Source organism: Caballeronia sp. Sq4a (genome assembly GCF_023170545.1).
Lineage (GTDB): Bacteria > Pseudomonadota > Gammaproteobacteria > Burkholderiales > Burkholderiaceae > Caballeronia.
Map to the genome: position 1 here is coordinate 856,360 of NZ_CP084250.1, position 16,554 is coordinate 872,913.

The window sequence follows — 16,554 nt, forward strand, 5'->3', positions numbered from 1 at the left end:
GTCCGATGGCGGCGCGCTCGGGCGGAACTTGATAGGGACAAACCCGCGGTTGTGTCGCCAAACCTTTGCGCCGATGCTTTTTGGGCCGGCGCGCGCATGGCTGTCGAATGCGTTTGCTATACTCTGCGCTCCCGCCAGCCCGGACGCCCGCTTGGGTGCCCGCTTTAGTCGATTCGGCCCTCGGCGGGACGTGCGGTCCGCTCCCCGTAGTTCAATGGATAGAACGAGTGCCTCCTAAGCGCTAGATACAGGTTCGATTCCTGTCGGGGGGACCACGATAGCTTCCCAATGCGCCGCCGACGCCTCCCTTCGTCGGCACCCGCGGATGCCGATTCGTCCTCGTCAATCAGCAACCGCGCCGCTCAACCCGCCAGCTGCGTGACGAAGTCGCGGTACGTGTGCAGCGGACGGCCCAGCATGCGCACAAGCCGTTCGACGTCGCCCGCTTCCGGCACCATGCCGTCGCTGACATAACGCTCGGCCATCAGGCGCATCTCGTAGGCCATCCACTTCGGCATGAAGCTCGCAAGGTTCTGTTCGAACCCGCTCGGATCGTCGCCGCCGTAGACCACCGGCCGGCCGAGCACGTCGGACCAGATGGACGCCAGCGCGGTGCCCGTCAGTGTGTCCGGTCCGACGAGATCGATGACCTCCACGGGAAGATCCGCGCCGGCCTCGTTGCGACGCAACAGTTCGATGGCCGCGACCTCCGCAATGTCGCGCGTGTCGACCATGGCGACGCCCTTGCTCCCGATCGGCATCGGATAAACGCCGTGATCGACGACGACGTCCCGAATCATCAGTTCGTTGTCGATGAAGTACGCAGGGCGCAGGATCGTGGCGCTGAACCCCATTCGCTCAATCATCCGCTCGGCGCCGAACTTCACCGCGAAGTGCGGCACGTTGACGAACCGGTCCGCGTGCATGACGGACAGATAGACCACGCGCTCGACGCCCGACTCGCGCGCAATGTTCAGCGTGATCAGCGCCTGCGTGAACTCGTCGCCCGCGACTGCGTTGAGCAGGAACAGCGTGCGCACGCCGGCGAAGGCCCGGCGAAGGGAATCGACGTCGAGCATATCGCCCTGTGCGACCGTCACTTCGGCCGGGAAGTGCGCTTTCGATGGATCGCGCACGAGCACGCGCACGTCTACATGGCGGCTGACGAGTTGTTCGACGACCTGACGGCCGACGCGGCCGGTGGCGCCGGTAACGAGAATAGTCATGGCGAAACTCCTTCAAGTGGTTGGCATGCAGTTAAGGTAAGTGATCCACTGACTGTCCGGAAGATGTGATATAGAGACGAGGCGTCTCACTCATGGAACACCCCTGGCACGCTGACTAGGACCCGCATGGACCTTCTCGCTCTCGCTGACTTCAATCTCGTCGCGCGTTACGGCAGCTTCGGAGAAGCCGCTCGCGCGTCCGAGCGGCCCAAAGCGACGCTCTCGCGCCGCGTCACCGAACTCGAAAACGACCTTCGCATTCGGCTTTTCGAACGCGGGCCGCGCGGCGTCGTGCTCACGCAGGAAGGCCGCGCGCTCTACGAGCGCACGGGTGCGCTCCTTGCCGAACTCAACGAGAGCGCCGCCGCCATTGCATCCGGTAGCGATGAGCCGCGCGGCCGCTTGCGCATCAGCGCGCCCGCGCTCTTCTCGCAGATAGCCATGGGAAAGCTGGTCGCGTCGTTCGTCCTGAAGTACCCGCACGTCCGCATGGAAGTGACGACAGAAGATCGCCCGGTCAACATGATCGAAGAAGGGTATGACCTCGTGATCCGCGTCAATCCCGAACCGAACGAGACGCTCGTCGGGCGCATCTTCTTGCGCGACCGGCTCGTTGTCGTGGCCAAGCCGGGCCTCAAGCGACCCGCTGCGAAATCCAGCGTTCGCGCAGTCGTTCGGGGCACGCCCGAAGACACGGCGTACTGGGACGTGATCGGCGCGCGCGGAAAAGCGCGCATCCTCATCGAGCCGGTCGCGCAACTGTCGTCGCTCGTCATGGTGCGCGACACCGTTCGCCTCGGCGTGGGCGCCGCCTGTCTGCCGCTGTCGCTGGTGAGCCGGGATATCGCCGCGGGCAAGCTCGCACATTGGGGCGATGTCGACGGGCCGGAGATTGCGTTGTGGGCGCTGTATCCGTCGAGGCGCTTGTTGAGCACGCGCGTGTCGGCTTTTCTCGCGCACCTCAAGGCGTCGTTTCCGTTGGGCACGGCGGACGAACTCGCGGCACTCATCGAATGACGGTGATTCGGGCAGATCGTCCGCTTATGCGCTAGAGTCCGCGTCACGCTCGACCAAACGTCCTGTTCATGTGGAGATGACCATGTCTGTTCTTCAGTTTGCCGAATCATTCGACCTCGAAGCCGCGTTCAGCGATGTCCGCGAATATTGGTCGCCGAAAGTCGTCGCGCAGGTCAACGATCAGTATGTGAAGGTCGCCAAGGTGCGCGGTCAACTCGCGTGGCACGACCACGCGAACGAAGACGAGTTGTTCTTCGTCGTGCGCGGCAATCTCACCATCGAATACGAAGGCGGCCGAGCCGTGCATTTGCCCGCAGGCTCCATGCACGTCGTGCCGCGCGGCACGCTGCATAACCCGGTCGCCGACGAAGAATGCTGGATCGTGCTGATCGAGCCCGTAGAGACGAAGCACACGGGCGACGTGCAGTCGCCGCTGACGCGGACGATAGACGAGCAGTTGAGCGGTGCGCCGCGAGCGTGATTCACGTCTACGCGAAAGCGACAACGTTGGGCGCCGCAAGCTAGAATCCTCGTCGACACATCGCCGGGTTTCGGCGGTCCTCGCGCACCGCCAAGACGGTGGATGCGGCTAAAACGAGGACAAAAATTGAACATCGAGCGCCCCACCGTAAGCAACGTACGGCCATCCTTCAGCGACCATTCGAACGATATCTTTTTCGCGGCTGTTTCGACGACACGCATGCCCATGCTCGTCACCGACCCGAATCAGCCCGACAATCCGATCGTCTTCGTGAACTCGGCATTCCTCAATCTGACGGGCTTCAGCGTCGAAGAACTGATCGGGCAGAACTGCCGGCTCTTGCAAGGGCCGGAGACGAGCCAGGCCACCGTCTCCGAGATTCGCGATGCCGTCCAGCAGGGCCGCGAAATCAATATCGAGGTGCTGAACTATCGCAAGGACGGATCGACCTTCTGGAACGCGCTCTTTATCTCGCCGGTCAGGAACGAGGCCGGCGAGATCGTGTATTTCTTCGCGTCTCAACTCGATATCAGCCGCCGCCGCGACGCGGAAGAGGCGCTGCGGCAATCGCAGAAGATGGAGGCACTCGGGCAGTTGACCGGGGGCATCGCGCACGACTTCAACAACCTGTTGCAGGTAATGAGCGGCTATGTCGATGTGATGAAGCTCGGCATCGAAGAGCGGTTCGATCTCAGCAGGTTCGTGATGCCGGTGGAACGGACGCGCGATGCCATCACGCGAGCTTCCACGCTCACGCAGCAACTGCTCGCATTCGCGCGCAAGCAGGAACTGCGCGGCCGAATCATCAACCTGAACGCGCGGCTCGCCGACATTCGTGAACTCGCGGAAAACACGTTCGGCGACAGCGGAGCGCTCAACTTCGTTCCGGACCCGGCGCTGCGCAATTGTCAGCTCGACGCTTCGCAACTGGAAGTGGCGGTGCTCAACCTGCTTCTGAACGCGCGCGACGCGCTGCACGGCAAGGACAAGCCTCAAGTCACGGTGCGCACCGGCAATCTGTCGCTGACCGATAGAAGGCCCATCGGATTCGCGCAACTCACGCCCGGCGAGTATGTGTGGGTGTCGGTGAGCGACAACGGCACCGGCATTCCTGCTCATATCCTTGCGCATGTGATGGACCCGTTCTTCACGACGAAGGAAGAAGGAAAGGGAACGGGCCTGGGTTTGTCGATGGTCTACGGCTTCGCGAGACAATCGGGCGGCGCGGTCGATATCTACTCCGAGCCGGGCCACGGCACAACAGTGCGGCTCTACTTCCCGGCGGTGGCGGCGGAACCATCCACCGAGCAGCGGCACCGGCGTGTCGCCGAGTCCGCGCACAACGAGACGATCCTTGTCGTCGATGACCGGCCCGACGTGGCCGAAGTCGCCGCGATGATCCTGCAGCAAGGCGGGTACAAGACGCGCGTCGCACATGGGGCGCATGACGCTCTCGAGATACTGGGCGGGGACGCGCAGATCGAACTGCTCTTCACCGATCTCATCATGCCGGGAGGCATGAACGGCGTGATGCTCGCGCAGGAAGCGAAACGCCGCAAGCCACTGCTGCGCGTCTTGCTGACGACCGGTTATGCCGACACGTCCATCGCGAGAAACGACATCGACGGCACGGAGTTTCCGGTGCTCCACAAGCCGTATCAGGCGATCGAATTGCGCGCGGCGATATCGCAGGCGCTGCACAATCCCGGCACCGACAGTTGACCGCGAAGCCTGCGACGAGCGCAGGCTTACCTGAGCGTCGCGGTGTATTGAATTCGGTATGCTTATCGTTTTGTTCGTAGGTGGCCACTTTCGTCGGTGGCGGCGTTCGAACTCCGACGACTCTCATCTCAATCCAGTCCCAGCGGATTCGAGATTCTCAGCCGCCAGGCATCGTCCGGTCCTTTCTCCATGACCTGCGTGGCGCAGCCCGCTTCGACATGCGGCTGCCCGTCAGGTAGGGTAACAGTCAGCGTCCAGTCCGCCAGAACCAGCGCGATGTTTCCGCTCGACACCACGCGGCGCACCGTATTGCGAATGCGCGGCTTCGCGGCCAGCAGTTGCGCCATCGCGCGGCGCAGTTCATCCGGGCGCGCGCTGATTTCGACGCCGTTCGTCAGACGCATCGTGGCATCGTTGCGAAAGAGGCGCAGGAGTCCGTCGAGATCGCCGGCATTCATCGCTGCATCGAAGGCCAGCGGCACGTCCTCCGGCGCACGACAGCCCGCGGATCCGCTCTCGATCTCGCCGACAAAGCGCGCGATGACGCGTGCGATGTCGTTCGGCGCTTCCAGCGGCGAAAGATGTCCGACGCCGGGCAGCACGACCATCGCCGCATGCGGGATGCGCGGCAGAAGCTCGTTCTGCAACGTGTCGATGCGATCGACCCGGTCCAGTTCTCCGGAGATGACGACGGTAGGCACGTCGATCGACGCCACCGCGGCCGTCAGATCCTCGCTCATGCCGATTTCGGGCCACGCGGCTTTCGCTTGCGGCGCGCCCTTGAGGCTGTCGTCGATGACTCGTTCGCGACGGGCCGCGTCGAGCGGTCTTCCGGTCAGCACGTGGTCGATGACGAATTCGACCGATTCGCGCGATGCGTAGGCGCCCGACAAGGTCGCGCGTTCCTGCTCCGGGAGGCGCATGGGCGAGGGCGGCGACGGAGCAACGAGCACGAGCCCTTGAAGTCCCTTCGGCCGCCGTGATGCGATCAGTTGCGCGACCTTGCCGCCCATGGAATGACCGACGAGCACGTAGCGCCGCAAGCCGAGCGCGTCGATCACGCCTTCGGCATCGGCGGCCAGATCGACGATGCCGTAGCCACTCGCGGGGGCGTCGGAATCGCCCCATCCGCGATGATCGGTGGCAACGATGCGATAACGGTCAGCTAGTTCGTCCGCAACGCCGTCCCATGTCCGCGACGAGCCGCCGTAATAGTGCAGGAACACGAGCGCCATATCCCCGCTGCCGCGCTCTGTGACGTGAATCCGCGTGCCGTTCGTTTCGATATTCATCTTCTCGCCTCCGTTCGTGACATGCGGGAATCGTAGGCGTGCGCTTGCGCGCCGATAATTGCCCGATCAGTGGCGGCAGTCGATAATGCGGCGATCGAATCGGGGGAGTCATGGACCGACTGACCAGTCTTGGCGTGTTCGTCGCCGCGGTGGAGGCAGGAAGTCTGGCTGCGGCGGCGCGTCGTTTCGGATTGTCGCCTGCGATGGCGGGCAAACATGTGTCCGAGATCGAGGCAAGGCTGAATGCGCGCCTGCTTCAGCGCACGACCCGGCGTCTCAGCCTGACCGATGCGGGCCAGACCTATTACGAGCGCAGCAAGCAGATTCTGGAGGCCTTCGCCGAAGCGAACCGCGAAGTGAGCGATTCTCAGGCCACGGTGCGCGGGGTGCTGCGCGTCGAGGCGCCCGTCACGTTCGGCGCGATGCATCTCGGTGATGTCATCGCGCGATATGTCCGCGACCATCCGCAAGTGAATGTGGAAGTGGACCTCGGCGACCGGTATGTGGACCTGCTCGACGCCGGCATAGACGTCGCGATCCGCATCGGTCGTCTGGATGATCCGGCGCTCGTGACGCGCCGCATCGCGCCATGCCGCATGGTCGTGTGCGCGTCGCCGGAGTACATCGAGCGGCAAGGCGCGCCGCGCACGCCCGACGATCTGCTGGGCGCGCCGAGGCTCGTGTTCAGCGAAGCCGTTTCGGCGGGCGACTGGACCTTGTTCGATGCGGACAACCGCGCATACGTCATCGACGGACCTTCGCGCATTTCGGCGAACAACACGCAGATGCTGCTTTCCGCCGCGCTCGCCGGAGCCGGAATCGCGTACGGCCCGAGCTTCGTCTTCGGAGAGCACGTGCGGCGCGGCGAACTCGTCGCGCTGCTGCCCGACTACCGCGCGACCGAACTGCTGGTTCAGGCGGTCTATCCGGGCGCGCGGCGCATCCCGCTCAAGGTGCGCCGATTCGTGGAGTACCTCGTGGACGCGTTCGGCGAAGAACCGCCGTGGGACACGGGAACGCGGCCATGACAAGGCGCTAGTCGTCGGCCTCAGCCGCCGCCCGCATTGGACCGCGAGCCGTTTCCACCGGATAATGCGAGCACACTCATCCTCGCTCGCGGCCCATGCGCTCATGACGGAAATCGAATCCGCGCTGCTCGTGTTCTTTCTGCTGCTCGCGAGTACCGGCATCGGCGCGATCATTCGGCCGCTGTTGCCGGAGGAGCACAAGGCGCAGGAAACGGTGCAGCTCGTGCAACTCCTCGTCGGCATGCTGGTGACGTTCGCGGCGCTCGTGCTGGGCTTGCTGACGGCATCCGCGAAAACCGTGTTCGATACCACCGATAACGACGTGCGCGCCTACGCCGCCGCGATCATCGAACTCGACCGGGCGATGCGCGACTACGGCGCGGACCTCGACGAAACGCGCACCGTGCTGCGCAGCTACACGGCGGCGGCGATTGCGAGCACATGGCCGGCCGAGCCGCATCCGCCGGGCGATTACTATCCGCAAGTGGAACCGTCGCCGCACGCAAGCGGCAAGCTCGAAAGTCGCGCGCTGGGCGAACTGCTCGATCGCGGGCAGCGTCAGGTCCGGCTGCTTCAGCCCGCGGACGCGTACCACCGCACGCTCGCCGACAACACCGCCACGCGCTTCGAGCAGCTCATCGCGCTGCGCTGGAAGCTGATCGAGGAAGCGCACGGCACCATTTCGTATCCGTTTGACCGCATTCTCGTCGGCTGGCTGCTCATCATCTTTCTGTGCTTCGGGCTGATCGCCCCGCGCAACGCGCTGTCTCTCGTGACGATCATGCTCGGCGCGCTTTCCATCGCGTCGGCTGTGCTCGTCATTCTCGATCTCGATACGCCGTTCACCGGCCCGATCATGGTCCACAGCCAGCCGATGCGCGAAGCGCTCGCCTACCAAACCCGCTGATGCCGACGAACCTCTATGACGACCCGCGCCTCGTCGCGCTCTACGACGCGCTCAATCCCGCCGCTGCCGACACGGCGTTCTACGTGGCGCTCGCCGAGTCGGCGGCGCATGTGATCGACCTCGGATGCGGCACCGGTCTGCTTGCCTGCGAGCTTGCCGGGCGCGGCTATCGCGTGACGGGCATCGATCCGTCGCCGCAGATGCTCAAGGTCGCGCGCGGCCGTCCGTCCGGCGACCGCGTGACGTGGATCGAGGGCGATGCGTCCGCGCTGCCGTTCGTCGGCGCGGCCGACCTGCTCGTGATGACCGGCCACGTCGCGCAAGTGTTTCTCGACGATGCATCGTTCCTCGCGACGCTTGTCGCCGCGCGACGCGCGTTGCGCCCTGGCGGGCGCATCGCGTTCGAGAGCCGCAATCCGGCGGCGCGGGCTTGGGAGAACTGGACGGCGGAACGCTCGCTGCGTCGCGTGCAAAGCGCCGATGGACGTGCCGTCGACGTGTGGCAAGAGCGGCACGCGAAAGCCGATCCGCTCGGCACCGGCCGCGTCGCGTTCACGACTCACGCGCGCTTCGAGGGGGAGACCGAGACCCTGCGCGCCGAAAGCGAACTGCGCTTTCGCAGCCGCGACGAGCTCGCGCAATTGCTCAACCGCGCGGGCTTCGCTCACATCGACTGGTATGGGGACTGGAACCGCGCGCCGGTGGACGAGACGAGCCGCGAGTTGATCGCGGTGGCGCGCTGAAAGAGCGCCGCAAGCGCGGCGCCGTGTTGCGTCAGAACTCGACGACGACGAAATCTTCCTTGCCGACGTCGCATTCCGGGCAGCGCCAGCTAGCGGGAATATCGGCGAACCGCGTGCCTGGCGCGATGCCTTGACCCGGCAGGCCGTCCTGCTCGTTGTAGACCCAGCCGCAAATCAGGCATACCCAGCTTTTGTATTCGATGACTTCGCTCACGACAGACTCTTGATTCAAATGGAAAGGGCCGCGCAAGCCCAGCGAAGGGCTCGGGAAACGGCGAGCCGGCATCTTACCCGAAGCGCCGTCGCAAAAAACGCGCGTCGGATGCGGTTGGCCGTAAGGCAGGTGTATGCTGGGGCGCCGTTGCTTTCCGGAGCGACGCTCGCTCCACCAATAAGGAGAAGATCATGCTGAACAAGACCGTATTTGCCGGCGCCATCGTCGTCGCGGCGGCCTTCGCGGGCCACGCGCACGCGCAGTCGCGCGTGTACTTCATCGAGCCGAAAGACGGCGCGACCGTCACGAGTCCCGTCCACGTGAAGTTCGGCGTCGAGGGCATGACGCTCGCGCCGGCCGGCACGATGACGGAAGGCGCGGGGCATCATCATCTGCTGATCGACAGCGGTCCGCTGCCCAAGGGAACCGTGATCCCGGCGAGCGAGACGTCGCTGCATTACGGCAAGGCGCAGACCGAAGCCGACGTGAAGCTGCCGCCCGGCGACCACACGCTGACGATGCAGCTCGGCGACGGCGCACATCGCTCGTACGGGCCCGAGATGGCGCAGACGATCAAGGTCCACGTCAAGTAGGCGTGATGGCACACGGGCGCGCGCTACGGCCCGCGCGCCCTTGTCCATTCGGCTGATGCGACCTTCGGCGCGAGGGAACATCGGTACAATGACCGCTTCCTCGGTATCGCCTTCGTTCGCATTCATCCCCATGTCGCTTTATTCCATCACGGACGCACAACTCGCGTTCGGCCACGTCGCGTTGCTGGATCACGCCGACTTCTCGCTCGAAGCGGGCGAACGTGTCGGGCTGATCGGCCGCAACGGCGCGGGCAAGTCGTCGCTGCTCAAGATCGTCGCGGGGCTCGCCGCGCCCGACGACGGTCTCGTCACGCGCCAGAGCGAACTCACGACCGTCTATGTGCCGCAGGAGCCCGAGTTCGATCTCGACGCATCCGTGTTCGATGTCGTCGCCTCCGGCCTCGTCGATGCGCGCACGCTGCTCGACGAATACGATGCCGTCGCGCACCGGCTCGCGGACACGCCCGAGGGCGCGGAGCACGACGCGTTGCTCGCGCGCATGAACACGCTGCAATCGGCGCTCGATACGCGCGATGCCTGGAACTGGCGCACGCGCGTCGCGACGACGCTCGCGCAAATCGGGCTCGACGGCGAGGCCCGCGCGGGTGCGCTGTCCGGCGGCATGAGAAAGCGCGTCGCGCTGGCGCGGGCGCTCGTCGTGCAGCCGGACGTGTTGCTGCTGGACGAGCCGACCAACCATCTGGACTTCGAAGGCATTCGCTGGCTCGAAGAACTGCTCGTCACGCTGCGCACGGGCTTGCTCTTCATCACGCACGACCGCGCGTTTCTGGATCGCGTGGCCACGCGCATCGTCGAACTGGATCGCGGGCGCTTGCTGTCGTATCCGGGCAACTTCAGCGCGTATCAGATTCGCAAGGCGCAGCAGCTCGAAGTCGAGCAAGTAGAGCAGGCCAAGTTCGACAAGCTGCTCGCGCAGGAAGAAGTGTGGATTCGCAAGGGCGTGGAGGCGCGGCGCACGCGCAGCGTCGGGCGCATTGCGCGGCTCGTCGAAATGCGCAAGGAACGCGCCGAACGGCGCAACGTGCAGGGCAACGTGAAGCTCGACGTCGGGCAGGGCGAGAAGTCCGGCAAGATCGTCGCGGAACTGACGGACGTGACGAAGCGTTATGGCGCGCGCACCATCGTCGATAGTTTCACGGCCACGGTCATGCGCGGCGACAAGATCGGTCTCGTCGGGCCGAACGGCGCGGGCAAGACCACGCTGCTCAAGCTGATTCTCGGCGAGTTGCAGCCCGACGCAGGCCGCGTGCGCACCGGCACCAACATTCAGACCGCGTATTTCGATCAGATGCGCGCGCAGCTCGATCTCGACAAATCGCTCGCGGACACCATCAGTCCCGGCAGCGAATGGGTCGAAGTGAACGGCGTGAAGAAGCACGTGATGAGCTATCTCGGTGACTTCCTGTTCGCGCCCGAGCGCGCGCGTTCGCCCGTGCGGTCGCTCTCGGGCGGCGAGCGCAATCGCCTGTTGCTCGCGCGCCTTTTCGCGCGTCCGGCGAACGTGCTCGTGCTCGACGAACCGACCAACGACCTCGATATTCCCACGCTCGAACTGCTCGAAGAACTGCTCGCGGACTACGACGGCACGGTGCTGCTCGTGAGCCACGACCGCGCGTTTCTCGACAACGTGGTGACGTCCGTGTTCGCGGCCGAAGGCGGCGGCAAGTGGCGCGAGTATGTCGGCGGCTTCTCGGACTGGCAGGTTCAGCGCGAACGTTCGGACCGCATCGCCGAGGAAGCCGCGCGGCAAAGCGCGAAGGAAGCGCCCAGGGAAGACGCGCCGAAGGAAAGCGCGGCGGGCCGCAACGCGCAGCGCACGGTCAAGCTCTCGTTCAAGGAACAGCGCGAACTCGAAGCGCTGCCCGCGCGCATCGCGGAACTGGAAGACGAGCAGAAACGCATCGGCGCACAGCTCGAAGACGGCTCCATTTTCGCCACGGACGCGAAAGAAGGCGCGCGCCTGTCCGAGCGCCACGCGGCCATCGAAGAGGAATTGCTCGTCGCGCTGGAACGCTGGGAAGAACTCGAAGCGAAGCGCGGATAGGCTGGGGGCTGGGCGGCGCGATTCGCCATTCGGCGCTCGCTTTAGCGCGCCCGAGGTGGGCGCGGCGGGCGAAAACCGCTATTCTCCTAGCGCGGCCGGACGGGCGGACGGGGCGAAGGCCTTCGCGACGCCTATCCGGTGAGGCAATCTTGAGCATTCGATAAAGCATTTGCCGGCATCGCGGCGTCGTGCGGTGACCATTCCCGCGCGGGGTCGCAAGCCGGATCAACGTTCAACTATGTCCACGAAAAAATCCAGTGTGGCCCAAGCAGCCACTCCACAGCGCGCCGAGGGCGCCAGGCCGCGCGCGATGAGCGCGAAGGCGGCGGGCTACAGCGAAGCATCGATCAAGGTCCTGAAGGGCCTCGAGCCGGTCAAGCAACGGCCCGGCATGTACACGCGCACCGAAAATCCGCTGCATATCGTGCAGGAAGTGATCGACAACGCGTCGGACGAAGCCCTCGGCGGCTACGGCAAGCAGATCACCGTGACGGTCCATGCGGACAACTCCGTCTCGGTGGAAGACGACGGCCGCGGCATTCCGTTCGGCCTGCATCCCGAGGAAGGCGTGCCGGTCGTCGAGATCGTGTTCACGCGGCTGCATGCGGGCGGCAAGTTCGACAAGGCCGCGGGCGGCGCGTACACGTTCTCGGGCGGCCTGCACGGCGTCGGCGTGTCGGTCACGAACGCGCTCGCCACGCGCCTCGAAGTCACGGTCTGGCGCGACAACAAGGTCGCGCATCTGGCGTTCGCCAATGGCGACGTCATCGAGCCGCTCACGACGCGTTCGCCCGAACGCGGCGAGAAGAAGAGCGGCACGCGCGTGCGCGCCTGGCCGAACGCGAAGTATTTCGATTCGCCGAATCTGCCGCTCGGCGAGTTGCAGCGCCTGTTGCGCTCGAAAGCCGTGCTGCTGCCGGGCGTCGAAGTGGTGCTCGTCATCGAGAAGACCGGCGAGCGCCAGACGTGGAAGTACGAAGACGGTCTGCGCGGCTATCTGCTCGAAGGCATGGGCGGCAGCGAACTGCTGATTCCGCTTTTCGAAGGCGAGCGTTACGCGGACAACTCGCGCACGACGGAAGAGACCTTCGCGGAAGGCGAAGGCGCGTCGTGGGTTGTCGCGTGGAGCGAGGAAGGGCCGCTGCTGCGCGAATCGTACGTGAACCTGATTCCGACGCCCGCGGGCGGCACGCACGAATCCGGCTTGCGCGACGGGCTCTTTCAGGCGGTCAAGAACTTCGTCGAGATCCACAACCTTCAGCCGAAGGGCGTGAAGCTGCTCGCCGAAGACGTGTTCGCGCGCGTCTCCTTCGTGCTGTCGGCGAAGGTGCTCGACCCGCAATTCCAGGGGCAAATCAAGGAGCGTCTCAATAGCCGCGATGCCGTGAAGCTCGTGTCGTCGTTCTCGCGGCCGGCGCTGGAGTTGTGGCTCAATCAGCATGTCGAATACGGCAGGAAGCTCGCCGAACTCGTCATTCGCCAGGCGCAGGCGCGCACGCGCGCGGGTCAGAAGGTCGAGAAGCGCAAGAGCTCGGGCGTGGCCGTGCTGCCGGGCAAGCTCACGGACTGCGAATCGACCGATATCACGCGCAACGAGCTTTTCCTCGTCGAGGGCGATTCGGCGGGCGGCTCCGCGAAAATGGGCCGCGACAAGGAGTTCCAGGCCATTCTGCCGTTGCGCGGCAAGGTGCTGAACACGTGGGAAACCGAACGCGACCGGCTCTTTGCCAACAACGAAGTGCATGACATCGCAGTGGCGATCGGCGTCGATCCGCACGGTCCCGACGATCAGATCGATCTCTCGAATCTGCGCTACGGCAAGATCTGCATTCTGTCGGACGCGGACGTGGACGGCGCGCACATTCAGGTGCTGCTGCTCACGCTCTTCTTCAAGCACTTCCCGCAACTGATCGAACGCGGTCACGTCTGCGTCGCGCGTCCGCCGCTTTTTCGCGTCGATGCGCCCGCGCGCGGCAAGAAGCCCGCGCAGAAGCTCTACGCGCTCGACGAAGGCGAACTCGAAGCGATTCTCGACAAGCTGCGCAAGGACGGCGTGCGCGAAACGCAATGGAGCATCAGCCGCTTCAAGGGCCTCGGCGAAATGAGTGCCGAACAGCTCTGGGACACGACGATGAACCCCGACACGCGGCGTCTCTTGCCCGTCCGGCTGGGTGATCTCGGCTTCGATCTCACCGTCTCGCGCATGACCATGCTGATGGGCAAGGGCGAAGCGGCGTCGCGCCGAAGCTGGCTCGAAGAGAAGGGCAACGAAGTGGAAGCGGACATCTGATGCCGGCTTCGGAAAACGCATAACGGATATTCGATGGGAATCACTGACGATCTTTTCGCCGAACAGCAAGCCGCGCCCGACGGAGAACACCTGACGCTCGGCGATTACGCCGAACGCGCGTATCTCGACTACGCGGTGAGCGTGGTCAAGGGCCGCGCGCTGCCCGACGTATCGGACGGGCAGAAGCCCGTGCAGCGCCGCATCCTCTACGCGATGAACGAGATGGGCCTCGCGAGCACCGCGAAGCCGGTGAAGTCGGCGCGCGTGGTGGGCGACGTGCTCGGCAAGTATCACCCGCATGGCGATCAGTCCGCGTACGACGCGCTCGTGCGTCTCGCGCAGGACTTCTCGATGCGCTATCCGCTCATCGACGGTCAGGGCAACTTCGGCTCGCGCGACGGCGACGGCGCGGCGGCCATGCGATACACCGAAGCGCGCCTCACGCCGATCGCGCGCCTGCTGCTCGATGAAATCGACCAAGGCACGGTCGACTTCATGCCGAACTACGACGGCTCGTTCGAGGAGCCGAAGCTCTTGCCCGCGCGCCTGCCGTTCCTGCTGCTCAACGGCGCGTCGGGCATTGCGGTCGGTCTCGCGACGGAAGTGCCGTCGCACAATCTGCGCGAAGTCGCGCAAGCCGCCGTCGCGATGATTCGCGATCCGAAGATCGGGCACGCAGGCGTGATGGAGAAGCTCAACGGGCCGGACTTCCCCGGCGGCGGGCAGATCATCTCGTCGCAAGCGGAAATCTCGGCGGCCTACGAAACCGGGCGCGGCAGTCTGAAGGTGCGCGCGCGCTGGAAGATCGAAGACCTCGCGCGCGGCCAGTGGCAGCTCGTCATCAACGAACTGCCGCCGAACACGTCGGGTCAGAAGGTGCTCGAAGAAATCGAGGAGCTGACTAACCCAAAGATCAAGCTCGGCAAGAAGACGCTGACGCCGGATCAGTTGCAGACCAAGCAGACGCTGCTGGCGCTGCTCGACACCGTGCGCGACGAGTCCGGCAAGGACGCGCCCGTGCGCCTCGTGTTCGAGCCGAAGTCGAGCCGCATCGACCAGACGGAGTTCGTCAATACGCTGCTCGCGCATACGAGCCTGGAATCGAACGCTGCGATCAACCTCGTGATGATCGGCGCGGACGGCCGGCCGAGGCAGAAGGGCATCGTCGAAATCCTGCACGAGTGGGTCGGCTTCCGGTTCGTCACCGTCACGCGCCGGACGCAGCATCGCTTGGGCAAAGTGAACGACCGCATCCATATTCTCGAAGGGCGGATGATCGTCTTCCTGAATATCGACGAAGTCATTCGCATCATTCGCGAGGCCGAGGAGCCGAAGCAGGCGCTGATCGCGCGCTTCAATCTCTCCGATCGTCAGGCCGAAGACATTCTCGAAATCCGTTTGCGGCAACTCGCGCGGCTCGAAGCGATCAAGATCGAGCAGGAGCTCTCCGACTTGCGCGACGAGAAGAAGAAGCTCGAAGAACTGCTGAACAGCGACGCCGCGATGAAGCGCCTGCTCATCAAGGAAATCGAAGCGGACGCGAAGCAATATGGCGACGACCGCCGCACCCTGATCCAGCAGGAAAAGCGCGCGACGTTCGAGGTGCGCGTCGTCGACGAGCCGGTGACGGTCGTCGTCTCGCAGAAGGGCTGGGTGCGCGCGCTGAAGGGCCACGGGCTCGATCCGGCCGGCTTCACGTTCAAGGCCGGCGATTCGCTGTACGCCGTGTTCCAGGCGCGCACGCCGGACACGCTCATCGCGTGGGGCAGCAACGGCCGCGTGTATTCCGTGCCGGTGGCCGCGCTGCCGGGCGGTCGCGGCGACGGCGTGCCGGTCACGTCGCTGATCGAACTCGAATCGGGCACGCACCTGCTGCATTACTTCGCGGCGTCGGCGGAGCAGCCGTTGCTGCTGGCGTCGAGCAACGGCTTCGGCTTTATCGCGAAGCTCGGCGACATGGTGAGCCGCAACAAGGCGGGCAAGTCGTTCATGACCATCGACGAAGGCGCGTTGCCGCTCGCGCCGATGCCGGTGCTGCCGGGCGCGCTGTACGTCGCGTGCCTGTCGAATGCGGGCCGACTGCTCGTCTTCGGCATGGACGAGATGAAGACGCTTTCGGGCGGCGGACGCGGTGTCACGCTGATGACGCTCGATCCGAACGAAACGCTGCGTCAGGCGCTCGCCATCGACGCGCGCGGCGTCGTGCTGATCGGCGCGGGGCGCGGCGGCAAGATCCGCGACGAGAAGCTCTCGGGCGCGCAACTGCAACAGCATCTCGGCAAGCGGGCGAGAAAGGGCCGCACGCCGGATACGTCGCTGAAGGTGAGCGAAATGCGGCCGGTGTTCGAAGGCTGACTCTGCGTCAAAGCATAGATAAGCGCCTCGCTGCGAACCTCGCAGCGAGGCGTTTTCTTTTGGCATCGCGCCCGATGTTTAGGAACTGACGCGCCGCGCCTGAGTCGAACGGCCAAACTTCACTTACCTTCTGCCCTCGAAAACCATGACTCATGCCATCGAAGCCGCGCTCTTTCTTCACTTGCTCGGCGTGGCCGTATGGATAGGCGGCATGGTCTTCGCGCACTTCTGCCTGCGCCCCGCGCTCGGCGACCTCGCGCCGCAACTGCGCCTGCCGCTCTGGGAAGCCGTATTCGCGCGCTTCTTCAACTGGGTCGCGGGCGCCGTGCTCGTGATCCTGATCACGGGCGGCTTTCTGCTCGCGCAATACGGCGGCGCGCATGCCGCATGGCCGCTTCACGCGATGGCAGGCTTAGGCATCGTGATGATGCTGATCTTCGGGCATATCCGCTTTGCCGTGTTTCCGCGCATCCGCCGCGCGGTGCAGGCGCAGAACTGGCCCGATGGCGCGCGGGCGGTCGGCACCGTGCGCAGGCTCGTCGTCGTCAATCTCGTGCTCGGCGTCGTGACGATCGGGACTGCGGTGCTATCGCGCGGCATCTAACCGCAGCAACCGGATCA

14 protein-coding genes and 1 tRNA gene are annotated in these 16,554 nt (G+C 64.9%); 12 read left to right on the forward strand and 3 right to left on the reverse strand.

Translation table 11 applies throughout. The features are described 5' to 3' along the window. Nucleotides 1–200 precede the first annotated feature (200 nt). Nucleotides 201–275: transfer RNA gene (locus tag LDZ24_RS03980), tRNA-Arg, on the forward strand. A gap of 87 nt (nt 276–362) precedes the next feature. On the opposite strand, the gene LDZ24_RS03985 is transcribed toward LDZ24_RS03980, so the two are convergent. Then, complete coding sequence (locus LDZ24_RS03985; RefSeq protein WP_248321696.1) at nt 363–1,226, reverse strand: SDR family oxidoreductase; 864 nt, start codon at nt 1,224–1,226, stop codon at nt 363–365. 126 nt (nt 1,227–1,352) lie between these two features. On the opposite strand from LDZ24_RS03985, the gene LDZ24_RS03990 reads away from it, so the two are divergent. The 3 genes from LDZ24_RS03990 (at nt 1,353) to LDZ24_RS04000 (ending at nt 4,446) form a co-directional block, all read left to right on the forward strand. After that, on the forward strand, nt 1,353–2,243 hold the full coding sequence (locus tag LDZ24_RS03990; protein WP_248321697.1) for a LysR family transcriptional regulator: 891 nt from the start codon (nt 1,353–1,355) through the stop codon (nt 2,241–2,243). Nucleotides 2,244–2,325: 82 nt separating this feature from the next. After that, nucleotides 2,326–2,724, forward strand: a complete 399-nt coding sequence (locus tag LDZ24_RS03995; protein WP_371747386.1) for a cupin domain-containing protein — start codon at nt 2,326–2,328, stop codon at nt 2,722–2,724. Between the two features lie 102 nt (nt 2,725–2,826). Next, nucleotides 2,827–4,446 carry a histidine kinase famiy protein gene (locus tag LDZ24_RS04000; RefSeq protein WP_256465382.1) on the forward strand — a complete coding sequence of 540 codons (1,620 nt, stop codon included), beginning with the start codon at nt 2,827–2,829 and terminating at the stop codon, nt 4,444–4,446. Between the two features lie 128 nt (nt 4,447–4,574). Here LDZ24_RS04000 and LDZ24_RS04005 read toward each other — a convergent pair whose 3' ends face one another. Beyond that, entirely contained in the window at nt 4,575–5,738 is a 1,164-nt protein-coding gene (locus LDZ24_RS04005) for an alpha/beta fold hydrolase (protein ID WP_248321700.1), read from the reverse strand. Nucleotides 5,739–5,848: 110 nt separating this feature from the next. On the opposite strand from LDZ24_RS04005, the gene LDZ24_RS04010 reads away from it, so the two are divergent. The 3 genes from LDZ24_RS04010 to LDZ24_RS04020 all read left to right on the forward strand — a co-directional run bounded on the left by LDZ24_RS04010 (nt 5,849) and on the right by LDZ24_RS04020 (nt 8,416). Further along, a complete protein-coding gene (locus tag LDZ24_RS04010; RefSeq protein ID WP_248321701.1) occupies nt 5,849–6,766 on the forward strand; it encodes a LysR family transcriptional regulator in 918 nt (305 codons plus the stop codon). 103 nt (nt 6,767–6,869) lie between these two features. Then, on the forward strand, nt 6,870–7,673 hold the full coding sequence (locus LDZ24_RS04015; protein ID WP_248321703.1) for a hypothetical protein: 804 nt from the start codon (nt 6,870–6,872) through the stop codon (nt 7,671–7,673). Beyond that, complete coding sequence (locus LDZ24_RS04020; RefSeq protein WP_248321705.1) at nt 7,673–8,416, forward strand: bifunctional 2-polyprenyl-6-hydroxyphenol methylase/3-demethylubiquinol 3-O-methyltransferase UbiG; 744 nt, start codon at nt 7,673–7,675, stop codon at nt 8,414–8,416. The genes LDZ24_RS04015 and LDZ24_RS04020 overlap by 1 nt, the downstream gene beginning before the upstream one ends. 31 nt (nt 8,417–8,447) lie before the next feature. Here LDZ24_RS04020 and LDZ24_RS04025 read toward each other — a convergent pair whose 3' ends face one another. After that, a complete protein-coding gene (locus LDZ24_RS04025; protein ID WP_159835653.1) occupies nt 8,448–8,630 on the reverse strand; it encodes a rubredoxin in 183 nt (60 codons plus the stop codon). A gap of 191 nt (nt 8,631–8,821) precedes the next feature. Between LDZ24_RS04025 and LDZ24_RS04030 the strand changes: the two genes are divergently transcribed. From LDZ24_RS04030 to LDZ24_RS04050, 5 genes are all read left to right on the forward strand, one after another. After that, a complete protein-coding gene (locus LDZ24_RS04030) occupies nt 8,822–9,223 on the forward strand; it encodes a DUF4399 domain-containing protein (RefSeq protein WP_248321706.1) in 402 nt (133 codons plus the stop codon). Between the two features lie 130 nt (nt 9,224–9,353). Next, nucleotides 9,354–11,288 (forward strand): ATP-binding cassette domain-containing protein, encoded by a 1,935-nt coding sequence (locus LDZ24_RS04035; RefSeq protein ID WP_248322266.1) that lies wholly within the window; start codon nt 9,354–9,356, stop codon nt 11,286–11,288. Nucleotides 11,289–11,598: 310 nt separating this feature from the next. Further along, nucleotides 11,599–13,578, forward strand: coding sequence for a DNA topoisomerase IV subunit B (locus LDZ24_RS04040; protein WP_175939858.1), 1,980 nt, complete (start codon nt 11,599–11,601; stop codon nt 13,576–13,578). Between the two features lie 33 nt (nt 13,579–13,611). Continuing rightward, nucleotides 13,612–15,933, forward strand: coding sequence for a DNA topoisomerase IV subunit A (gene parC, locus LDZ24_RS04045; protein ID WP_206467834.1), 2,322 nt, complete (start codon nt 13,612–13,614; stop codon nt 15,931–15,933). Nucleotides 15,934–16,078: 145 nt separating this feature from the next. Continuing rightward, nucleotides 16,079–16,537, forward strand: coding sequence for a CopD family protein (locus LDZ24_RS04050; RefSeq protein WP_248321707.1), 459 nt, complete (start codon nt 16,079–16,081; stop codon nt 16,535–16,537). Nucleotides 16,538–16,554: the final 17 nt, after the last annotated feature.

What these genes read in the sequence shown, in the direction of transcription:
- LDZ24_RS04040 (WP_175939858.1), top strand. Translation starts at nt 11,599, where the DNA reads ATGAGCGCGAAGGCGGCGGGCTACAGCGAAGCATCGATCAAGGTCCTG.
- LDZ24_RS04005 (WP_248321700.1), bottom strand. Translation starts at nt 5,738, where the DNA reads ATGAATATCGAAACGAACGGCACGCGGATTCACGTCACAGAGCGCGGC.
- LDZ24_RS03995 (WP_371747386.1), top strand. Translation starts at nt 2,326, where the DNA reads ATGTCTGTTCTTCAGTTTGCCGAATCATTCGACCTCGAAGCCGCGTTC.
- LDZ24_RS04035 (WP_248322266.1), top strand. Translation starts at nt 9,354, where the DNA reads ATGTCGCTTTATTCCATCACGGACGCACAACTCGCGTTCGGCCACGTC.
- LDZ24_RS03985 (WP_248321696.1), bottom strand. Translation starts at nt 1,226, where the DNA reads ATGACTATTCTCGTTACCGGCGCCACCGGCCGCGTCGGCCGTCAGGTC.
- LDZ24_RS04030 (WP_248321706.1), top strand. Translation starts at nt 8,822, where the DNA reads ATGCTGAACAAGACCGTATTTGCCGGCGCCATCGTCGTCGCGGCGGCC.
- LDZ24_RS03990 (WP_248321697.1), top strand. Translation starts at nt 1,353, where the DNA reads ATGGACCTTCTCGCTCTCGCTGACTTCAATCTCGTCGCGCGTTACGGC.
- LDZ24_RS04050 (WP_248321707.1), top strand. Translation starts at nt 16,079, where the DNA reads ATGACTCATGCCATCGAAGCCGCGCTCTTTCTTCACTTGCTCGGCGTG.
- LDZ24_RS04000 (WP_256465382.1), top strand. Translation starts at nt 2,827, where the DNA reads ATGCGGCTAAAACGAGGACAAAAATTGAACATCGAGCGCCCCACCGTA.
- parC (WP_206467834.1), top strand. Translation starts at nt 13,612, where the DNA reads ATGGGAATCACTGACGATCTTTTCGCCGAACAGCAAGCCGCGCCCGAC.
- LDZ24_RS04020 (WP_248321705.1), top strand. Translation starts at nt 7,673, where the DNA reads ATGCCGACGAACCTCTATGACGACCCGCGCCTCGTCGCGCTCTACGAC.
- LDZ24_RS04010 (WP_248321701.1), top strand. Translation starts at nt 5,849, where the DNA reads ATGGACCGACTGACCAGTCTTGGCGTGTTCGTCGCCGCGGTGGAGGCA.
- LDZ24_RS04015 (WP_248321703.1), top strand. Translation starts at nt 6,870, where the DNA reads ATGACGGAAATCGAATCCGCGCTGCTCGTGTTCTTTCTGCTGCTCGCG.